19 protein-coding genes and 1 pseudogene are annotated in these 19496 nt (G+C 59.0%); 10 read left to right on the top strand and 10 right to left on the bottom strand.

What is annotated here, in order from left to right:
- Window positions 1–103 precede the first annotated feature (103 nt).
- On the bottom strand, window positions 104–1165 hold the full coding sequence (gene lptG / locus ACYZT7_RS26585) for an LPS export ABC transporter permease LptG (protein WP_282382565.1): 1062 nt from the start codon (window positions 1163–1165) through the stop codon (window positions 104–106).
- Complete coding sequence (gene lptF, locus ACYZT7_RS26590) at window positions 1158–2276, bottom strand: LPS export ABC transporter permease LptF (protein WP_282382568.1); 1119 nt, start codon at window positions 2274–2276, stop codon at window positions 1158–1160. The genes lptG and lptF overlap by 8 nt, the downstream gene beginning before the upstream one ends.
- Before the next feature lie 305 nt (window positions 2277–2581).
- Here lptF and ACYZT7_RS26595 point away from each other — a divergent pair, with 305 nt between their 5' ends.
- From ACYZT7_RS26595 to rlmF, 5 genes are all read left to right on the top strand, one after another.
- Window positions 2582–4072, top strand: coding sequence for a leucyl aminopeptidase (locus ACYZT7_RS26595; protein WP_462038846.1), 1491 nt, complete (start codon window positions 2582–2584; stop codon window positions 4070–4072).
- 60 nt (window positions 4073–4132) lie between these two features.
- Window positions 4133–4561 (top strand): DNA polymerase III subunit chi, encoded by a 429-nt coding sequence (locus ACYZT7_RS26600; RefSeq protein ID WP_462038847.1) that lies wholly within the window; start codon window positions 4133–4135, stop codon window positions 4559–4561.
- 8 nt (window positions 4562–4569) lie between these two features.
- Window positions 4570–4956: a DNA polymerase III subunit chi gene (locus tag ACYZT7_RS26605; protein ID WP_462038848.1), complete on the top strand. Its 387-nt coding sequence runs from the start codon at window positions 4570–4572 to the stop codon at window positions 4954–4956.
- Window positions 4957–5171: 215 nt separating this feature from the next.
- Window positions 5172–8018: a valine--tRNA ligase gene (locus ACYZT7_RS26610; protein ID WP_462038849.1), complete on the top strand. Its 2847-nt coding sequence runs from the start codon at window positions 5172–5174 to the stop codon at window positions 8016–8018.
- A 230-nt stretch (window positions 8019–8248) separates the two neighbouring features.
- The gene (gene rlmF / locus ACYZT7_RS26615) at window positions 8249–9271 is read left to right on the top strand and encodes a 23S rRNA (adenine(1618)-N(6))-methyltransferase RlmF (RefSeq protein ID WP_149419039.1); all 1023 of its coding nucleotides are present in this window, start codon (window positions 8249–8251) and stop codon (window positions 9269–9271) included.
- A gap of 102 nt (window positions 9272–9373) precedes the next feature.
- Here the strand turns inward: rlmF and ACYZT7_RS26620 are convergent, their stop codons facing one another.
- A complete protein-coding gene (locus tag ACYZT7_RS26620) occupies window positions 9374–9655 on the bottom strand; it encodes an HU family DNA-binding protein (protein ID WP_007905514.1) in 282 nt (93 codons plus the stop codon).
- Between the two features lie 394 nt (window positions 9656–10049).
- Between ACYZT7_RS26620 and yejK the strand changes: the two genes are divergently transcribed.
- A complete protein-coding gene (yejK, locus tag ACYZT7_RS26625) occupies window positions 10050–11054 on the top strand; it encodes a nucleoid-associated protein YejK (protein WP_461974111.1) in 1005 nt (334 codons plus the stop codon).
- The gene (locus tag ACYZT7_RS26630; RefSeq protein WP_462038850.1) at window positions 11054–11404 is read left to right on the top strand and encodes a glutaredoxin family protein; all 351 of its coding nucleotides are present in this window, start codon (window positions 11054–11056) and stop codon (window positions 11402–11404) included. Before yejK ends, ACYZT7_RS26630 begins: the two co-directional genes overlap by 1 nt.
- A gap of 63 nt (window positions 11405–11467) precedes the next feature.
- On the opposite strand, the gene ACYZT7_RS26635 is transcribed toward ACYZT7_RS26630, so the two are convergent.
- Complete coding sequence (locus tag ACYZT7_RS26635) at window positions 11468–12403, bottom strand: glutathione S-transferase family protein (protein WP_462038851.1); 936 nt, start codon at window positions 12401–12403, stop codon at window positions 11468–11470.
- 319 nt (window positions 12404–12722) lie between these two features.
- Between ACYZT7_RS26635 and ACYZT7_RS26640 the strand changes: the two genes are divergently transcribed.
- The gene (locus tag ACYZT7_RS26640; protein WP_462038852.1) at window positions 12723–13178 is read left to right on the top strand and encodes a Panacea domain-containing protein; all 456 of its coding nucleotides are present in this window, start codon (window positions 12723–12725) and stop codon (window positions 13176–13178) included.
- Window positions 13179–13694: 516 nt separating this feature from the next.
- Here the strand turns inward: ACYZT7_RS26640 and ACYZT7_RS26645 are convergent.
- The 4 genes from ACYZT7_RS26645 to ACYZT7_RS26660 all read right to left on the bottom strand — a co-directional run bounded on the left by ACYZT7_RS26645 (window position 13695) and on the right by ACYZT7_RS26660 (window position 16597).
- Window positions 13695–14006: a GIY-YIG nuclease family protein gene (locus ACYZT7_RS26645; protein WP_462038853.1), complete on the bottom strand. Its 312-nt coding sequence runs from the start codon at window positions 14004–14006 to the stop codon at window positions 13695–13697.
- A gap of 39 nt (window positions 14007–14045) precedes the next feature.
- The gene (locus tag ACYZT7_RS26650; protein ID WP_462038854.1) at window positions 14046–14516 is read right to left on the bottom strand and encodes a nuclear transport factor 2 family protein; all 471 of its coding nucleotides are present in this window, start codon (window positions 14514–14516) and stop codon (window positions 14046–14048) included.
- Between the two features lie 124 nt (window positions 14517–14640).
- Entirely contained in the window at window positions 14641–15948 is a 1308-nt protein-coding gene (locus tag ACYZT7_RS26655) for a CynX/NimT family MFS transporter (RefSeq protein ID WP_462038855.1), read from the bottom strand.
- Window positions 15938–16597 (bottom strand): FadR/GntR family transcriptional regulator, encoded by a 660-nt coding sequence (locus ACYZT7_RS26660; protein ID WP_462038856.1) that lies wholly within the window; start codon window positions 16595–16597, stop codon window positions 15938–15940. The genes ACYZT7_RS26655 and ACYZT7_RS26660 overlap by 11 nt, the downstream gene beginning before the upstream one ends.
- Before the next feature lie 165 nt (window positions 16598–16762).
- On the opposite strand from ACYZT7_RS26660, the pseudogene ACYZT7_RS26665 reads away from it, so the two are divergent.
- Together ACYZT7_RS26665 and ACYZT7_RS26670 are read left to right on the top strand one after the other, a co-directional pair.
- Window positions 16763–17074, top strand: a pseudogene (locus ACYZT7_RS26665) (type II toxin-antitoxin system MqsR family toxin).
- Window positions 17071–17559 carry a type II toxin-antitoxin system MqsA family antitoxin gene (locus tag ACYZT7_RS26670; RefSeq protein ID WP_462038857.1) on the top strand — a complete coding sequence of 163 codons (489 nt, stop codon included), beginning with the start codon at window positions 17071–17073 and terminating at the stop codon, window positions 17557–17559. The pseudogene ACYZT7_RS26665 and the gene ACYZT7_RS26670 overlap by 4 nt, the downstream one beginning before the upstream one ends.
- A 59-nt stretch (window positions 17560–17618) precedes the next feature.
- On the opposite strand, the gene ACYZT7_RS26675 is transcribed toward ACYZT7_RS26670, so the two are convergent.
- Together ACYZT7_RS26675 and ACYZT7_RS26680 are read right to left on the bottom strand one after the other, a co-directional pair.
- The gene (locus ACYZT7_RS26675) at window positions 17619–18383 is read right to left on the bottom strand and encodes an amino acid ABC transporter ATP-binding protein (protein WP_045062117.1); all 765 of its coding nucleotides are present in this window, start codon (window positions 18381–18383) and stop codon (window positions 17619–17621) included.
- A gap of 11 nt (window positions 18384–18394) precedes the next feature.
- Entirely contained in the window at window positions 18395–19492 is a 1098-nt protein-coding gene (locus ACYZT7_RS26680) for an amino acid ABC transporter permease (RefSeq protein WP_283181585.1), read from the bottom strand.
- Window positions 19493–19496: the final 4 nt, after the last annotated feature.

Genomic DNA, 19496 nt, shown 5'->3' on the forward strand with positions numbered 1-19496 from the left:
GGCGCAAGCGTCACGTTCGCAGGTCAGACGGCGGTTACAAAAACGCCCCGGTCTTGCGACAGGGGCGTTTTGAGTGGCCAGCAAGGTCAGTAGAAACCCCTGATCAACCGGCCCTGCGCAATAACCAGACCCCGGCCAAGGCACAAACACCCGCCGGAACAAGTACCGCAAACAGTGGCGAGAAACCGAAGACCAGGCTCGAAGGACCGAGCAGATCCTGAACGATGCGGAAGGTGAAGCCCACCAGCACGCCAGTGAACACCCGCTGCCCGAGGGTCACCGAACGCAACGGACCGAAGATGAAGGAAATCGCCATCAGCACCAGCGCGGCGGTGACCAGCGGCTGCAACACCTTGACCCAAAATGCCAGCCAGTAACGACCATTGTTCAGGCCCTGGTCAGCCAGGTAGTGGATGTAACCCCACAGACCGCTGATCGACAGCGTGTCAGGCGACATGACCACGGTACTCAACAGCTGCGGGCTCAAGGCGACATTCCAGCGCTCGACCGGGGCGGTGACCACTTCAGTGCTCTTTTCATGGAACAACGTGGTGGTGACGTCGCTCAACTGCCAGTGATCCTGATCGAACTTCGCTCGCTTGGCGAAGCTGGAAGACAGCATATGACGCTCTTTGTCGAAACGATAACGGGTGACGCCGTACAGCAGACCGTTGGGTTGCACAGAGTTGACGTGAATAAACTCATCACCCTGGCGATGCCACAAACCATGCTTGGCGCTTTGCGCATCGCCGCCACCCTGAGCCAGGGAGCGATTGGCCTGAGCGGTGACTTCGGTGGCCGGCGCAACGTATTCGCCGATCAGCACACCCACCACCATCAGAATCAGCATCGGCTTCATGACCGCCCAGACGATTCGCCCGATCGACACGCCTGCAGCGCGCATGATGGTCAGCTCGCTATGACTGGCCAGACTGCCGAGGCCGATCAGGCAACCGATCAACGCCGCCATCGGCAACATGTCGTAAAGACGACGCGGCGCGGTCAACAGGACATAACTCAACACGTCGACCAAGGTGTAGGTGTCGCTGACGTCACTCATTTCATCGATGAAAGCGAACAGTGTTGCCAGACCGAGAATGATCCCCAGTACCGCCAGAATCGCCACGAACACGCTGCTACCAATGTAGCGATCGAGCTTATCCACGAGCCACCTCCTGCGCGCTGCGGCGACTCGCCAGCTTCAACTGCAAGGGTTCCCAATAGAGCAAGCCCAGGCCGATGGCCAGGAAGATTGCATGCACCCACCACAACCCCAGAGCCGGCGGGATCTTGCCCTTTTCAAGGGCGCCGCGAGCGGCAATCAGGATGGACAGGTAAGCCATATAAAGAAGAATCGCCGGCAGCAGCTTGAGGAAACGGCCCTGACGCGGGTTGACCCGCGATAACGGCACCGCCATCAAGGTCACGATGAAGACCAGCAACGGCAAGGACAGACGCCATTGCAATTCGGTACGCGAACGGATGTCGTCACTGCCCAGCAACGAGGCGGTGGTCATTGCGTCACGGTCGGTCACTTCGTCACTGACGTCCGGCTTGGGCAGCAATACGCCGTACTCGTCGTATTTGATCGCCCGATAGTCGGCCTGGCCTGGATTGCCGTCATAGCGATAGCCGTTGTCGAGAATCAGGTAACGGTTACCGTCCGGGCGAATTTCCTGACGGCCCCTCTCGGCCACCAGCACGGAAATTCCACGGTCCTTCTTATCGGACGAGACGTTCTTTTGCGAAATGAAGACGCCGCCGAGGTTGACGCGGTCATCCGACAGCGTTTCGGTGTAGGTCACCCGCGTGCCGTCACGCAAAGCCTGGAAGCGGCCCGGCTCCAGGGTGTCGAACTCGGTCAGGGCATCCTGCTTGTTCAACAGCAACTGGAATTGATTGGCGCCTTGTGGCGCCAGGCTCAGGCTCAGCCATGCCACCACCAGTGCAACCAGGGTGGCTGGAAAAAGGGTCATGGTAAACAGACGCTGCTGGCTCATGCCAGTGGCAGACAGCACCGTCATTTCACTTTCAAGGTACAGGCGACCGTAGGCCAGCAAGATTCCGAGAAACAGGCCCAGAGGCAAAATCAGCTGCAGGAAACCCGGCAGACGGAAGCCCATGATCAGGAATAGCGAGCCCGGATCCAGGAGGCCAGAGGCCGCCTGGGCGAGGTACTTGATGAAGCGCCCGCTCATGATGATGACCAGCAGCACAGCGCTGACGGCGCTCAAGGTCAACAGGACTTCGCGGGATAGATAACGGAAGACGATCAAACCAGACACTCCAGGGTTGTCAGGCTAAGGCGGCCAAACAAGCAAACGCATCAGCCGGCTCGAAGGGCAGAGCCGCCGAAAAAGATGCGCATTATCCTGTGATTGAGCGCGCCTGTCACTGCGCACGCTCAAGCGGGCGGCTAAAGCGTTGAAGATCGTACAACCGAGGGTTGTCAGGCTCGGGGCACGAGGTTCAAACTGCGGCCTTTGTCGCAGGCCGTGACCTGCGTCTTTCTATTTATAAGCAAGCTCGAACGCGTGCCGTCGAACACTTGCGTGTTGACCATTAATTCAGGGACCCGGACATGGAACTGGTTGTAAAAAGCGTTAGCCCAGAAACGTTGAAAACCGCCACTCTGGTAGTCGCCGTCGGCGAAGGCCGCAAGCTCGGCGCCGTCGCCAAACAACTCGACGAACTGAGCGGTGGCGCCATCAGCGCTGTGCTCAAGCGTGGCGACCTGGCGGGTAAAGTCGGTCAGAGTCTGTTGCTGCACAGCCTGCCGAACCTGAAGGCCGAACGCGTGCTGCTGGTGGGCGTGGGCAAGGACGAAGAGCTGGGCGACCGCCCGTTCCGTAAAATCATCGCCGGCATCCTCAACACCCTTAAAGGCCTGGGCGGCAGCGATGCGGTGCTGGCGCTGGACGAAGTTGTGGTCAAAGGCCGCGACAGCTACGGCAAAACCCGCCTGCTGGCGGAAACCCTGGTCGACGGCGAATACACCTTCGACCAGTTCAAGAGCCAGAAAGCCGAACTGCGCGCCCTGAAGAAAGTCACCCTGGTGACCATCAAGGCTGCACAGGCTGAAGTCGAGCGCGCCGTGGCCCACGCCACCGCCATCGCCAACGGCATGGCGTTCACCCGCAACCTGGGCAACCTGCCGCCGAACATCTGCCACCCGACGTTCCTGGGTGAGCAGGCCAAAGACCTGGGCAAAGAATTCAAGAGCCTGAAAGTCGAAGTCCTCGATGAGAAGAAGATCAAGGACCTGGGCATGGGCTCGTTCTACGCCGTCGGCCAGGGCAGCGCCCAGCCACCGCGCCTGATCGTCATGCAATACAACGGCGGCAAGAAATCCGAGAAGCCGTACGCACTGGTCGGCAAAGGCATCACCTTTGACACTGGGGGCATCAGCCTGAAGCCAGGCGCCGGCATGGATGAAATGAAGTACGACATGGGCGGCGCTGCCAGCGTATTCGGCACCCTGCGTGCCGTGCTCGAGCTGAAACTGCCGATCAACCTGGTGTGCATCCTCGCGTGCGCCGAGAACATGCCAAGCGGCAATGCTTCGCGTCCTGGCGACATCGTCACCACGATGAGCGGCCAGACCGTGGAAATCCTCAACACCGACGCCGAAGGCCGTCTGGTGCTGTGCGACGCCCTGACCTACTCCGAGCGCTTCAAGCCGCAAGCAGTGATCGACATCGCGACCCTGACCGGCGCTTGCGTCGTCGCGCTGGGTTCCCACACGTCCGGCCTGCTGGGTAACAACGACGAGCTGATCGGCCAGCTGCTGAGCGCCGGCCAATCGGCCGATGACCGTGCCTGGCAACTGCCGTTGTTCGACGAGTACCAGGAACAGCTGGACAGCCCGTTCGCCGACATCGCCAACATTGGTGGTCCGAAAGCCGGCACCATCACCGCGGCCTGCTTCCTGTCGCGCTTCACCAAGAACCTCAACTGGGCGCACCTGGACATCGCCGGCACGGCCTGGACCAGCGGCGGCAAGGACAAAGGCGCCACTGGCCGTCCGGTGCCCCTGCTGACCCAATACCTGCTGGATCGCGCCAAAGCCTGAAACCGATGACCCAGGGCTGCGTCACTTCCGGGTGACGCCGCTCTTGGCTCAGGAACCGCAATGACCAAAGTCGACTTCTATATCCTGCCCAGCGCCGATCCTTCGGCACGGCTGGATTTCGCCTGCAAGCTCACCGAAAAAGCCTGGCGCATGGGCCACCGCATCTACCTGCATTGCAGCGATGCCGCCCAGCGCTACGATCTCGATGCGCGTCTGTGGGCCTTCAAGGGCGAAAGCTTCGTGCCCCACGGCCCCGCGAAAAATGAGCCGGACGGTTTGATTGTGCTGGGTCTTGGCGATGACTGCGGTCCGCATCAGGACCTGTTGGTCAATCTCGCCCTGAAAGTCCCGGCATTCGCCAACAAGTTCGCCCGCGTGGCGGAAGTGGTGGTGGAAGATCCGACCATTCGTACGGCTGCGCGGGAGAGTTTCCGCTTCTACCGCGAACAGGGCTATCCTCTGCAAGATCACCGTTTACAGCGACTCTGAGCATTCCGATGGACACTCCAAAACCGCAACAAAAGTCCGCGCACCTGCTGGACGACCTCGAGTCGATCCGCCAACTGCTCGGCGATGACAACCTGCAACCACCCTTGCTCACCGATACGGTCGAGGAAGGTGATCAGGAACAGATTCCGATGCTGTTCGACACGGTCGGCGTCAACCCGCCAACCCTCGCACCGGCGGTGCCCGCCCCTGCCGCCCAACCGGCACCCGCCGCCAGCAGGGGCCCCGACGACCTGCTGCACCTGGACAACGAACTGCGCGCCGCCGCGCAATTGATCATGCAAGACGTGATCGACGACTTCGCGCCGCACATCGAAACCGAAATCAAACGCCGCCTCAGCGCGCGGATGGAACGCCTCCTTAACCAATACGAATAACCCTAGCCCTTTGTGGGAGCGAGCTTGCTCGCGATAGCATCACCTCGGTTTCCTGATAAACCGCGGTGCCTGCATCGCGAGCAAGCTCGCTCCCACATTGGTTCTCTGCTGTTGCTGATGGTCAGGTTCCTCCCGCGTTCATCTCGCCCTACGCCCCATGCCCCGCTATACTTGCCGGCTTTTCCTGAATAAATGCCAATAGGGTCCCGCCGCGCATGGATAAGACCTACCAGCCGCACGCCATTGAAACTTCCTGGTACAACACCTGGGAGTCAGAGAATTACTTCGCCCCGCAAGGCGCGGGCGAGTCCTACACCATCATGATCCCGCCGCCGAACGTCACCGGCAGCCTGCACATGGGTCACGGCTTCAATAACGCGATCATGGACGCCCTGATCCGTTTCCGTCGCATGCAGGGTCGCAACACCCTGTGGCAACCGGGTACCGACCACGCCGGTATCGCCACGCAAATGCTGGTGGAGCGTCAACTCGAAGCCCAGGGCCAGAATCGTCACGATCTGGGCCGTGAGAAATTCCTCGAGAAAGTCTGGGAATGGAAGGATCAGTCTGGCGGCAACATCAGCCGTCAGATCCGCCGCCTCGGCTCGTCCGTGGACTGGAGCCGCGAGCGCTTCACCATGGACGACGGCCTCTCGGAATCGGTGAAAGAAGCCTTTGTGCGTCTGCACGAAGACGGCCTGATCTACCGCGGCAAGCGCCTGGTCAACTGGGACACCAAGCTGCACACGGCGATTTCCGACCTCGAAGTGGAAAACCACGACGAGAAAGGTTTCCTGTGGAACCTGAAATACCCGCTGGCCGACGGTGCCAAGACCGCTGAAGGCAACGATTACCTGATCGTCGCGACCACTCGCCCGGAAACCATGCTCGGCGACGCCGCCGTAGCGGTTAACCCGAACGATGAACGCTACCAGGCCCTGATCGGAAAATTCGTCGAGCTGCCGCTGGTCGGCCGCCGCATCCCGATCATCGCCGACGATTACTGCGACCCTGAATTCGGCACCGGCTGCGTGAAAATCACCCCGGCCCATGATTTCAACGACTACGAAGTCGGCAAGCGTCACAACCTGCCGCTGCTCAACATCTTCGACAAGAACGCCGCCGTATTGCCGGCCTGCCAGGTGTTCAACCTGGATGGCACGCTCAATGAAAGCATCGACGGCAAGATCCCGGCCGAATACGCCGGACTCGACCGCTTTGAAGCGCGCAAGCAGATCGTTGCTGCGTTCGATGCTGCCGACCTCTTGGTCAGCGTCAACGATCACGCCCTGAAAGTACCGAAAGGCGACCGTTCCGGAACCATCATCGAGCCGTGGCTGACCGACCAGTGGTACGTGTCGACCAAGCCATTGGCCGAGCCTGCGATTGCCGCCGTTGAAGATGGCCGCATTCAGTTCGTGCCCAAGCAATACGAAAACATGTACTTCTCATGGATGCGCGACATCCAGGACTGGTGCATCAGCCGTCAGCTGTGGTGGGGCCACCGGATTCCGGCCTGGTACGACGAGTCGGGCAAGGTCTATGTCGGTCGCGATGAAGCCGAAGTCCGTGCCAAGCACAACCTCGGTCCCGACGTTGCCCTGCAACAGGACAACGACGTTCTCGACACCTGGTTCAGTTCCGGCCTGTGGACGTTCTCCACGCTTGGCTGGCCTGAGCAGACCGAATTTCTGAAGAAATTCCACTCCACCGATGTGCTGGTCACCGGTTTCGACATCATTTTCTTCTGGGTTGCCCGGATGATCATGCTCACCATGCACTTGGTGAAGAACGAAGACGGCACGCCGCAGGTTCCGTTCAAGACCGTTTATGTTCACGGTCTGGTGCGCGATGGCCAGGGCCAGAAGATGTCCAAGTCCAAGGGCAACGTCCTGGACCCGCTGGACATCATCGACGGTATCGAGCTGGAAGAGCTGGTGCAGAAACGCACCTCCGGCATGATGCAGCCGAAACTGGCGAAGAAGATCGAGAAGCAGACCCGCGACGAATTCGCCGACGGCATCGCCAGCTATGGCACTGACGCCCTGCGTTTCACCTTCTGCTCGCTGGCCTCCACCGGTCGCGACATCAAGTTCGACATGGGCCGCGTTGAAGGCTATCGCAACTTCTGTAACAAGATCTGGAACGCCGCACGCTACGTGCTGGACAAGGGCGAAGACTGCGGCCAGAACGGCGAGGCTTACGAGCTGTCGCTGGCGGATCGCTGGATCATTTCGCAGCTGCAACGCACCGAAGCCGAAGTGACCCGTCAACTCGATCAGTTCCGTTTCGACCTGGCCGCACAAGCCTTGTACGAGTTCATCTGGAACCAGTATTGCGACTGGTACCTGGAACTGTCCAAGCCTGTGCTGTGGGACGAAAACGCGCCGGTCGAACGTCAGCGCGGCACCCGCCGCACCTTGGTTCGGGTGCTGGAAGTTGCCCTGCGTCTGGCGCACCCGTTCATGCCGTTCATCACCGAAGAAATCTGGCAGCGCATCGCGCCGCTGGCCGGTATCGAAGGCAAGACGATCATGCTGCAGCCTTGGCCCGTGGCCAATGACGAGCGCATCGACCCGGCCGCCGAGAACGACATCGAATGGCTCAAGGAGTTGATGCTCGGCACGCGCAACATCCGTGGCGAAATGAACATCGGTCCAGGCAAGCCGCTGAACCTGTTCCTGAAAAACGTCAGCGCCGAAGATCAGCGTCGTCTCACCGAGAACGAAGCCCTGCTGAAGAAGCTGGCTCGCCTCGAATCGATCACCGTGTTGGCTGCTGGCGAAGAAGCACCGCTGTCCGCCACCGCACTGGTTGGCGAGATGGAAGTGCTGGTGCCGATGGCCGGCCTGATCGACAAAGATGCTGAGCTGGCGCGTCTGGACAAGGAAATCCTGCGTCTGCAGGGTGAAGTTCAGCGGGTTGGCGGCAAGCTGTCCAACGCCGGCTTCGTCGACAAGGCTCCAGCCGAAGTCATCAACAAGGAACGCGCCAAACTGGCCGAGGCTGAACAGGCTTTGGGCAAGTTGGCCGAGCAGCATGCGCGGATTGCCAGCCTGTAACGGCAAATCGCAATGAAGAGGGAGGCCCGCAACGGCCTCCCTTTTTTATGCCCGACCTTTTCGCTTTCTGTAGGAGCGAGGCTTGCCCGCGAAGAACGATAACGCGGTATGTCGGTTTGACCGCGTCGCGGCTTTCGCGGGCAAGCCTCGCTCCTACGGGATCCCCCGCGCGGCCATTGTCTGTGGGACAATACCCGCCACTTTTAGCCATACCCGAATCGACCACGCCCATGAACGCCCCCCGCACACCAAGACCTGCGCGCAAAAAGCCTGATTCCGCGACCCCGGCCAAAGCCGTGGAGCCTCGTGAGAAGGCCAGCCTGCATCCGCGCAACCGCCATCAGGGTCGTTACGACTTCCCGGCGCTGATCAAAACCACGCCGGAACTGGCGAAGTTCGTGATCATCAACCCGTATGGCAAGGAAAGTATCGACTTCGCCAGCCCGGACGCGGTCCGTGTGTTCAACCGGGCGTTGCTCAAGTCGTTTTATGGCGTCGCCCACTGGGACATCCCGGCCGATTACCTCTGCCCCCCGGTTCCGGGTCGTGCCGATTATGTGCACTTCCTGGCCGACCTGCTGGCCAGCGTCAACGACGGCGAGATCCCGCGCGGCGCGCCGGTCAAGGTGCTCGATATCGGCATGGGCGCCAACTGCGTCTATCCGTTGATCGGCTACAGCGACTACCGCTGGCACTTCCTCGGCTCGGAAATCGACCCGACGGCCGTGGCCGCTGCCAAAGCCATCGTGCAGTCCAACGGGCTGAACAAAGCCATCCAGTTGCGTCTGCAAAGCAATCCCAAGCACATACTGCTGGGCTTGCTGGAACCCGGCGAACGCTTTGACCTGACCATGTGCAACCCGCCGTTCCACGCCTCAATGGACGAGGCCACCAAGGGCAGCGAGCGTAAATGGCGCGCGCTGGGCCGCGCCGACCCGAAACGCAAGCTGCCAGTGCTGAACTTTGGCGGTCAATCGGCTGAACTGTGGTGTGAAGGTGGCGAAGCACGGTTTGTGACGCAACTGATCGCCGAGAGCGCGCACTTTCAACACAAAGTGCTTTGGTTCAGCACCCTGGTCTCGAAAGCCTCCAACCTGCCGGCGATCCAGACGGCGCTGAAAAAGGCTGGCGTACTGGAAAGCCAGGTCGTGGAAATGTCTCAGGGGCAGAAGCAAAGCCGCTTCGTCGCCTGGACCTTCCAGACCAAATCCGAACAGCAGGTCTGGCGCGAACGCTGGGCTCGCAAGAGCTGAGTAGCGACTGAAACAGCGATTGGCCCCTGGTCAGTCGCTGAATCGCAGACACAAAAAAACCGTGCCCGGATTGCTCCGGAGCACGGTTTTTTTTACTGCGTCTTACTTGTTAACAGCGTCGGTCAGGCCTTTGGCCACAACCAACTTGATAACTTTCTTGGCAGCGATTTCGATGGCAGCGCCAGTCGAAGGGTTGCGGCCGGTACGGGCAGGACGCTCAGTCACTTTCAGTTTGCCGATACCTGGCAGAGTGATTTCGCCGCCGTTTTCCAGCTGATCGGCAACGATTTGGCCCAGTTGGTCCAGAGCGTTACGCGCGGTGGTTTTTGGCGCGTCGATAGCTTCAGCGATGTCGGCGATCAGTTGGTCTTTAGTAAGAGCCATGTAGTGTTCCTTCCCTATCAAATTCATATGGATTGCAGAGTGCAGTGTCAGCCATCGAGCCCGATCTTCTGGATCTGGCACCCTCGGCCAATAACCACGGGATCGGGGTTATAGATACCGAAATCAGGGTTTGGTTCGACCTGACAAATGCTGAATGCACGCTTAACGCAGTGACTTCGCGTAAGACCGGGCAAAACTAGCACAGAGACGGGGAAATATCCGCCTCTAGCTACCCATTTGGTCAGCTTTATTGCTCTAAAACTGTAAAAAACAGCATAAGCGCCATCGGACACCCGCCAATCGCCCTTCGTGCCGCGCCAAAACCAGTGGTTGCGGTACACTGAGCGCTTTTTCGGGGAGCACGCCCTCCTCTCTTCAATCAGCCGAGAAGCCCATGCCGATCCGTCATTGCATCGTCCACCTGATCGACAAAAAACCCGACGGCACGCCCGCAGTTCTCCATGCTCGCGACGAAGAACTGCCTGAGTCGAGCGCCATCGAGTACATGCTTGCCGACCTCAATGAGAGCTACAACGCCAAACAAGGCAAGGCCTGGGGTTTCTTCCATGCCGAGTCCGGGGCGCATCCGTTCAGCGGCTGGCTGAAGGAATACCTCGATGGCGGCAAGGATTTCACCGCGTTCAGCCGTGTGGCGGTAGAACATCTGCAAAAGCTGATGGAAGAGTCGAACCTCTCTGTGGGCGGTCACGTGCTGTTTGCGCATTATCAGCAAGGCATGACCGACTACCTGGCGATCGCCCTGCTGCACCACAGTGAAGGCGTTGCAGTGACCGATCAGCTGGACGTGACCCCGTCCCGGCATCTGGATTTGGGCCAACTGCATCTGGCGGCGCGGATCAACGTCTCCGAATGGCAGAACAACAAGCAGTCCAAGCAGTACATTTCGTTCATCAAAGGCAAGAACGGCAAAAAGGTTTCGGAGTATTTCCGCGACTTCATCGGCTGCCAGGAAGGCGTCGACGGCCCAGGCGAAACCCGCACCCTGCTCAAGGCTTTCAGCGACTTCGTCGAAAGCGAAGACCTGCCGGAAGAATCCGCCCGCGAGAAAACCAAGACCCTGGTGGATTACGCCAGTAGCCAGGCAAAAATGGGCGAACCCATGGGCCTGGAAGAACTCTCGGAGCTGATCGACGAAGAGCGCCCGAAAGCCTTCTACGACCACATTCGCAACAAAGACTATGGCCTGTCGCCGGAGATCCCGGCAGATAAGCGCACCCTCAACCAGTTCCGCCGCTTCACCGGTCGCGCCGAAGGCCTGTCGATCAGCTTCGAAGCGCACCTGTTGGGCTCGAAGATCGAATACGACGAAGAAGCCGGCACGCTGATCATCAAAGGCCTGCCGACCCAACTCACTGACCAGCTCAAGCGACGTAACTGATGCTCGGTGGCGTGCTGAAGAAATTCCTGCTGATCCTGCTGGTGGTTGTGGTCTATCAGAACTGGGGCAAGATCGAGCGGGTGTTCCACCCGGCGCAGGTGGTGTCCGAGCAGACTCAGGCCAAGGCCAACGTCGTGCTCTACGCCACCGAATGGTGCGGGTACTGCAAATTGACCCGGCGCTTTCTCGACCAGAAAGGCATTCCGTACAAGGAATTCGATATCGAGAAAGATGCCGAGGCGCGCAAGGCCTATGAGGCGCTGGGTGGCGGCGGGATTCCGATCATCGATGTGAACGGGACGTTGATTCGCGGGTATGACCCGGACAGCATTCTCGCCGCACTGAAATAACCTATTTTTGCTCACTCAATACCTGTGGCGAGGGGATTTATCCCCTCGCCACAGGTGGTTGTGTCAGTGTTTTTCGATGCGAAACCCGAATCGCGGAAAATGCACATGCACCAACCCGCCACGCTTGTCTTCACGACGCAGAATCAATTCTTCTCGCCCTGCAAACAACAACTCTCCAGCCACTGGATCAACACCGTAGTCGGTCGCTGCGATCACCACCTGCTGGCCCACCTCTAACCCGTTCGGTTCGTCGAATTGCTCATCCGGCAACGCGGCCGGCGTGGCATTGCGCGCAACCTCCAGCGCCTCCTCGGAGGTCATCTCGCTGAACGCACCATGACCGAAGCCCATCACGCGCCCGAACCATGCGCTGACCGCGGGATAGGCATCGACCAATGGTGAAGTCACCGGTGTGGCTTTGAGGAACCACAGGCAATGGGCCAGGGCAAAGTCGGCAATCGATGGCTCTCCGAACAGGAAGTCGCCCGACTCGCGCTGAAGCTGCTGCTCCAGACGTCCCATTATCGTCGGCCATTGATGCTTGGCCTGCTCTGCGGACAAACGTGTAGCGCTGCCTCCACTGAACAGCCCGGCGCGATCGGCCATGAATGCCTTGATCGCTTCTGGCGGTAATGCGCCAAAGCGCACGGCCACCGATTCCGGTTGAAACACCAGGCTCACCGCATGCTGAAACACCACCGAATCCGCCCACGCGGCGAAGGTCGCGGCGATCATTTCCTGACCTTCCGGGAAGAACGCCGGCAAGGCTTTTTCCTGTTCCAGACGGCGGGCGATCAGCGACGTGTCGCAATAGATATCTGCGCCAATCTGCAACACCGGTGTCTTGCGGTAGCCGCCGGTCAACGCCGTCAGATCAGGTTTTGGCATCACGGGCGAAATCTTCACCGAGCGCCAGGACAACCCCTTGAAACCCAGCAACAGGCGGGCCTTTTCGGCGAAAGGGGACGTCGGGTAGTGATGAAGAATCAACTCGGACATGCTCGGCTCCGCCGCTGGGAAAGGAATCCGCAGCTTAGCGCGCAATCCGCTAGCAGCCTACAGATCTGCCTGATGGGTACTGATCATTCAGATTGATAAGCCCGCAGAAAAGGTCGTCACCAGACATTCCTTGGCGCTTTTCTTGAGTTTTTTGATCGGCAAGCCCATGGTGGCTGAAAATTTGAAGATAGGACTCTGGATGATTCCATGCATGCCAACTATCGGTTAACTACTGTACATATAGACACATGGGTTTATATCCGGCACATTTCGCCTCCGTTGTTATAATTTGAGTCTACAAACCCAAGGAGATTGAAAAATGTCTGCTCAACACATCCCGGTTCGGGCTGTCGATGTAGCAGCCGCCATCCAGGAAAGGATGGGGGAAATGACAGCTATGAAACTTCAAAAACTTGTTTACTACAGTCAGGCTTGGTCACTTGTATGGGACGAGGCACCTCTGATATCGGAACAGGTGCAGGCTTGGGCAAATGGACCTGTAATTCCTGAGCTCTACGCCGCTCATCGGGGCCTTTACACTGTCGCGCCGGGCCAGATCGAAGGCAATCCACGCAAACTCGACAAGGACCAGCTTGAAACTGTTGAAGCTGTTTTACAGCATTACGGCGACAAGCACTCTCAATGGCTAAGTGACCTCACGCACGCAGAAGACCCGTGGAAAAATGCACGCCAGCAAGCAGGTTTGACTGACGGAGCACGCGGTAACGTGGAAATTAGCCAAGCAGCTATGGCCGAGTACTACAGCTCTCTGTGAGGTTACATGGCGAAGGGATCGCAAAAGAAAGTAGCTAAAACTCGCGTAGCCCCAACTTTCGACAAGCCCGCAAAGCACCCGCATTCACGAGAGATGCCAGTGGCCGGCATTTCATGGCGCTTTAGTCGTATTGATAAAGGTGGGCCGTTCTCGTGGTCCGATCTCGCAGAACCCGCCGACTACAAAGCAGTAATGGAGCGCTTGCACTGCTTTGAAACCATGTGTGCACGGGAGATACGCGAAAGCGGGTCCCATGACATTGAGATAGCTGACCTATCGAAAGAGGCGCGACAACGTCTCCAGGAAATCCAACAAGACGACATTGACTCCCTAATGTCGTTTCGCATTACTGGGCCCAAACGAGTTTTCTGTATTCGAGAACGTGAGGTTATGCGAGTACTTTGGTACGATCCCGATCACCGAGTCTGCCCCTCCATTAAGAAGCACACTTGAGCGAGGCTTGCGCGACTGCAGGCTTAGTACATAGCTTCAGAACTCACGTTCTTGATCAAACAATCAGATTGACAAGTCTGCGGCAGCACTCGCCACCAAGCATTCCTTGGCGCTTTTCTTGAGTTTTTTGATCAAGCGTTCCTGGCGCAGCGCTTCGCTTTTGTCGCGGCAGGCTTCGGTGTAAACCAAGGCCACGGCCGGACTGGAGAGGAAGAATCGCGCACCCTTGCCGCTCTGGTGAGTAGCGAAGCGGCGCACAGGATCATCGCTGATCCCGCAGTAGAGCGAACCATTGGCCGCGCGAACGAGGTAGACGAACCAGGGTTTACTCACCGGCGAGTCGGCATCGACGGAGATTTCGCTGAGGGTGTTCACGTGACGATCAAGGCTTGTAGGAAACAAGCCGCGATCTTATCAGCGACTGGCCTGGAATGCCTTCAGCCCCTTCAAGGCTTGAGCTCGAACGGCGTTTCTCACCGCTGGCGTCCAGCCCAATAGCAGCCCTTTGAACCCCAGCGCCTGCCGGGACCAAGTCCACATGTGGAAGCTGTCGTGATGCTCGCAGATCTTGCCGTCGCGAAAAACGAAGCGCGCCTGAATATCGTTGACCACCGTGTTGCCGGTCTGGCTGAACAGGTACGTTGCCACCCAATGGGCACCACCGGTGCGCTCATCGCTGCGCACGTTATCGAACGTCAGGGAAAAGTCCTTGGCCCGGGTGGTGAGCATGCGCCACATGTCGCCGGCATCGCGGCCGCGCAGTTCGCCGAATGCTGGATCACTGAATACCACGTCGTCGGTGTAGCAGGCGCTCATGGCCTCGGCATCCAGCCGCTGGAAGGCTTGGTAGAACTGGGTGATCAATGCGCTGTGGGCATCACTCATGGGCAGGCTCCCCGATGTGCAAATAGATGTGCAAAGTGACTTCAAAAGATTGCCTGCACGATAGTCAACAAACGCGCGGAACACTATCGGCATTCGTGAGCCGAATACCGACAGTGCGCGGGTGTCAGACCTTTTCGCTTTCGACCTGGACGTACAGCGAACGTCCGGCGCCGAGACCGGCAATGATCGCCCCGAGGCCAATGATGGCGAAGATCCAGCCCAGGGCGTTCCAGCCGCCGGTCCAGTCATGCACGATACCGACCGCGAACGGCCCCATGGACGCCAGGGTGTAACCGAAGCCCTGGGCCATGCTCGACAGGTTCGCCGCGACATGCGAGTCCCGCGAGCGCAGCACAATCAGCGTCAGCGCCAGACTGAACGTACCGCCCTGCCCCAGACCGAGCAGGATCGCCCAACCCCACAAGCCTTCGATCGGTGCGTAGAGGCAACCGAACAAACCGCCAAGGGTCAGCAGCATGACGATGACGATCGCCAGACGCTGATCCTTGCCGCGGGTCGCCAGCCACGGCGCGGCCAGTGAACTGGCCAACTGGATAAGGACAGAACCCGAGAGCACCAGGCCGGCCTGAGTCGGGGTCAGGCCGCGGCCAATCAGGATCGATGGCAACCAGCCGAACACGATGTAGGCCAGGGACGATTGCAGGCCCATGTAGAGCGTCACTTGCCAGGCCAGCGGATCACGCAACAGACCGCGAACCCGATAGGCGACGTTGTGCGCGCCGTGTTTCTGACCGACTTGGGGCAACCAGAAAATCGCCGCGACCAATGCCGGCACCACCCAGAAGCCGAGGCCCAGCGCCCAGCTCTTGTCGAAATGCTCGCTAAACGGCACGGTCGCGCCCGCCGCCATCGCCGCGCCCAGACACAGCGCCATGGTGTAGACGCCGGTCATGGTCCCGGCGTGTTTAGCGAAGTCGCGCTTGACGATGCCCGGCAACAAAACGCCGATCACGCCGATGCTCGCACCGGCCAGCACGCTGCCGGCAAACAGGCCGATTGTGCCGAACGAACTGCGCAGGATGATCCCGCCGGCCAACATCAAAAGAATTCCCAATACCACCCGTTCGGCGCCGAAACGTCGTGCCAGCACGGGCGCCAGCGGTGCAAACAAGCCGAGGCACAGCACCGGCAACGTCGTCAGCAAACCGGCCTGAGCTGCCGACAAACCGAGGGTCTTCGAGATCTCGCTGAGCATCGGCGCCATGCTCGACAGCGCCGGGCGCAGGTTCAGCGCCACCAGAATCAGGCCCAGCAGCAACAGCCACGGACGACGCAGGATCGGGTGGCTTTGCTGGACCTGTTCGTCATTGGCCTCGGCATCGATCAGCAGTTCTTCGAGTTCCGCCGTGCGCTTGGGTTGCGTGATGTTGCTGTTATTGGCAGACATGGAATTCTCGGTTTCAAGGTTCATTGATCAACTGCCTCGAAAGGGCTTTGGCCCGCTCCGGGTCGCGTTGCTCGACGGCATCAAGCAGTGCGATATGAAGGTCGAACACCTCCTGGCGTCGGGGGCTGATGTTCAGGGTCTCGCGCAGATGCGCACCGACGATGCTGGAGAAATAGCGATACAGCTCGCTGAGCGTCGGGTTGTGCGCGGCGTCCACCAGACGGCGGTGGAACACCAGATCGCAGGCGATATAAGTGTCGAGATCGCCGTGGTAGTGACTGCCACTGACGCCTAACGCCTCGCGCAATGCCACCAGGTCTTCGTCGGTACGACGCAACGCGGCCAGGCCGATGGCCTCGACTTCCAGAATGTGCCGTGTTTCCCGGGCTTGCTCGTGGGAGCAGCGGGACAACGCCTTCAGGGTGTCGAGCGGATCAACCACCGCCCGCAAAAAGCTGCCGTCGCCCTGACGGATTTCGATCAACCCGGAAAACGCCAATACGCGCATGGCTTCACGCACGGTGTTGCGGCTGATGCCCAGCTCGGCGGACAGCTCAGGTTCGGTGGGTAAACGCTGGCCGACCGTCCAGACGCCTTCGGTGATGCGCAGGCGTAACTGGTCCAGTGCCTGATCGACCAGGGACCGTTTAACTAGCGGAGAAATGTCTGACATAGGATTCGCCCTTTCATCCAATCATAGGATGAATTTTCTGACATGTTAGTCAGCTTCGTCCGAGAGGACAACCGCCTAGGGTTAAGAGGCTGGAAAAGGAGCGGGATTTTCGATTGTTAAAATTACCCTTTAAGGGTAATTTTTATCTCAGAGTTGAAGTGTCTTATGGAAAAGAACACACCTCATTACGACTTGGCAGTGGTCAAGGCGGAGGTTGTCCGATAAGGGAAAAAAGCATTCACCAAGCGAGCGCTGGAAACAGCTAAGGATATGGGATTGACGCATTGGGGAATGGCGAAAGTAGTCTGCGCACTCGAGCGCAGGATGCTCTACAAATCCATGACCTCTTATGTGGACCACCGAATCTGGCAGGACGTGTACCACACAACATTCAGTGATCTGGAGATTTACATCAAAGTGACCTACTGCCCCGGCGGCGGCGCTCCGGTGGTCTCCTTCAAGGAGAAAAATTCATGAAAGTACGGCAATGCATGAGCTGCGGCACTCAAGACGGAATGCAACACTTCGAGGGACGCAGCCTTAGTGTGAACTACAAGCAAATGTCACGGATGGTGCACGATCTCGCCGGTTGGGAGTGCACATTCTGTGGTGAAATCATTTTCGACGATGACACCGATAGCGCCGAACGATACGTCGATGCAGGCGATCAACTGCTGGAAAACTGCTTTCAAGTCATGGGATCCGAGATAAAACGCATCCGCCGCAAATTGCACCTCACGCAGAAAGACGCGGTGAAGCTACTCTCCGGCGGCGGGCACAATGCGTTTTCCCGCTACGAGCGCGGTGAACTCGCCCCTCCTCAGCCGCTGTTTACGCTGATGCGTTTGCTGGATCGTCACCCGCATCTGATGGCCGAGGTGCACGCGCTCCGCGAGGGCGCCGATTTAAAGCAGCTGTTGGCGACACGTCATCCGGAACAGGAAACCGTTCTGACGCAATAACCCCAGACAAAAAATAAACCCGGAACATTGTCCGGGTTTATTTCACTGCCAAGTGCCGATCAATGCAGAATCTGGCTCAGGAACAGCTTCGTACGCTCATTCTGCGGGTTATCGAAGAAGTCGTTCGGCGCGGCCTGTTCGACGATTTCGCCCTTGTCCATGAAGATCACGCGATTGGCCACGGTGCGGGCGAAGCCCATTTCGTGGGTCACGCAGAGCATGGTCATGCCGTCTTCGGCCAGGCCGATCATGGTGTCCAGAACCTCTTTCACCATTTCCGGGTCGAGCGCCGAGGTCGGTTCATCGAACAGCATGATTTTCGGTTTCATGCACAAGGCACGGGCAATCGCCACGCGCTGTTGCTGACCGCCGGACAGTTGCCCCGGGAATTTATGCGCCTGCTCCGGAATGCGGACGCGTTCCAGGTAATGCATGGCGATTTCTTCGGCCTTGCGCTTGGGCATCTTGCGCACCCACATCGGCGCCAGCGTGCAGTTCTGCAGGATGGTCAGGTGCGGGAACAGGTTGAAGTGCTGGAACACCATGCCCACTTCACGGCGGACCGATTCGATCTGCTTGAGGTCGTTGGTCAGCTCCACGCCATCGACCACGATGCGGCCCTGCTGGTGTTCTTCCAGACGGTTGAGGCAACGAATGGTGGTGGACTTGCCGGAACCCGACGGGCCGCACAGGACGATACGCTCGCCCTGTTTAACGTTCAGGTTGATGTCTTTCAACACGTGGAACTGGCCGTACCACTTGTTCACGCCCTGCATCTGAATAATGCCTTCAGGGCTCACAGGCTGTTTGATCGCTTCACTCATAAACTACGCTCCTAACGCTTGTGGCCAGTGTCCAGCTTACGTTCCAAATGCATGGAATAGCGGGACATACCAAAACAGAAAATCCAGAACACCAGGGCCGCGAACACATAGCCTTCGGTGGCCATGCCCAACCATTTCGGGTCGGCGGCGGCTTGTTTGACGCTGTTGAGCAAGTCGAACAGGCCGATGATGATCACCAGGCTCGTGTCCTTGAACAGCGCAATGAAGGTGTTGACGATGCCAGGGATCACCATCTTCAGGGCTTGCGGCAGAATCACCAGGCCCATGCTGCGCCAGTAACCGAGGCCCATCGCGGCAGCCGCTTCGTACTGACCTTTGGGAATCGCTTGCAGACCACCGCGCACCACTTCGGCCACGTAAGCCGACTGGAACAGGATCACGCCGATCAGCGCCCGCAGCAGTTTGTCGAAGTTCATGCCTTCAGGCAGGAACAACGGCAGCATCACCGAGGACATGAACAGCACCGTGATCAACGGCACGCCGCGCCAGAATTCGATGAAGGTCACGCAGACCACCCGAATCGCCGGCATGTTCGAACGACGGCCCAGCGCCAGGACAATCCCCAGCGGCAGCGCGCCGGCAATACCGACGGTGGCGATCACCAGGGTCAGCATCAGGCCGCCCCATTGGCTGGTCGCCACGGCGCTCAGGCCGAACACGCCGCCGTGCAGCAGGCACCAGGCAATGATCGGGTACAGCACCAGGAAGCTCAGGCCATACACCGCTTTATGGTGAAAACGCGAGATGAACAACGGTGCCACGCCGATGACCGCCAGCCACACGGTCAGGTCCACGCGCCAGCGCAGGTCCACCGGGTAGTAGCCGTACATGAACTGACCGAAGCGCTGCTGGATGAACACCCAGCAGGCGCCCTCCTTGGTGCAGTCAGCCTGGGTGGTGCCGACCCAGTTGGCATCGAGGATCGCCCAGCTCAGGATCGGCGGCACCACCAGGTAGATCAGGTAGAACGCGAACAGGGTCAGCAGGGTGTTGAGCCAGCTGGAGAACATGTTGGCGCGCATCCACGCCACGACACCGATGCTGCGGCTCGGGGGTGGCATGTCAGGTTTGAAAGTATGAGTACTCATGCGC

Source organism: Pseudomonas sp. RT4P38, from assembly GCF_054897765.1.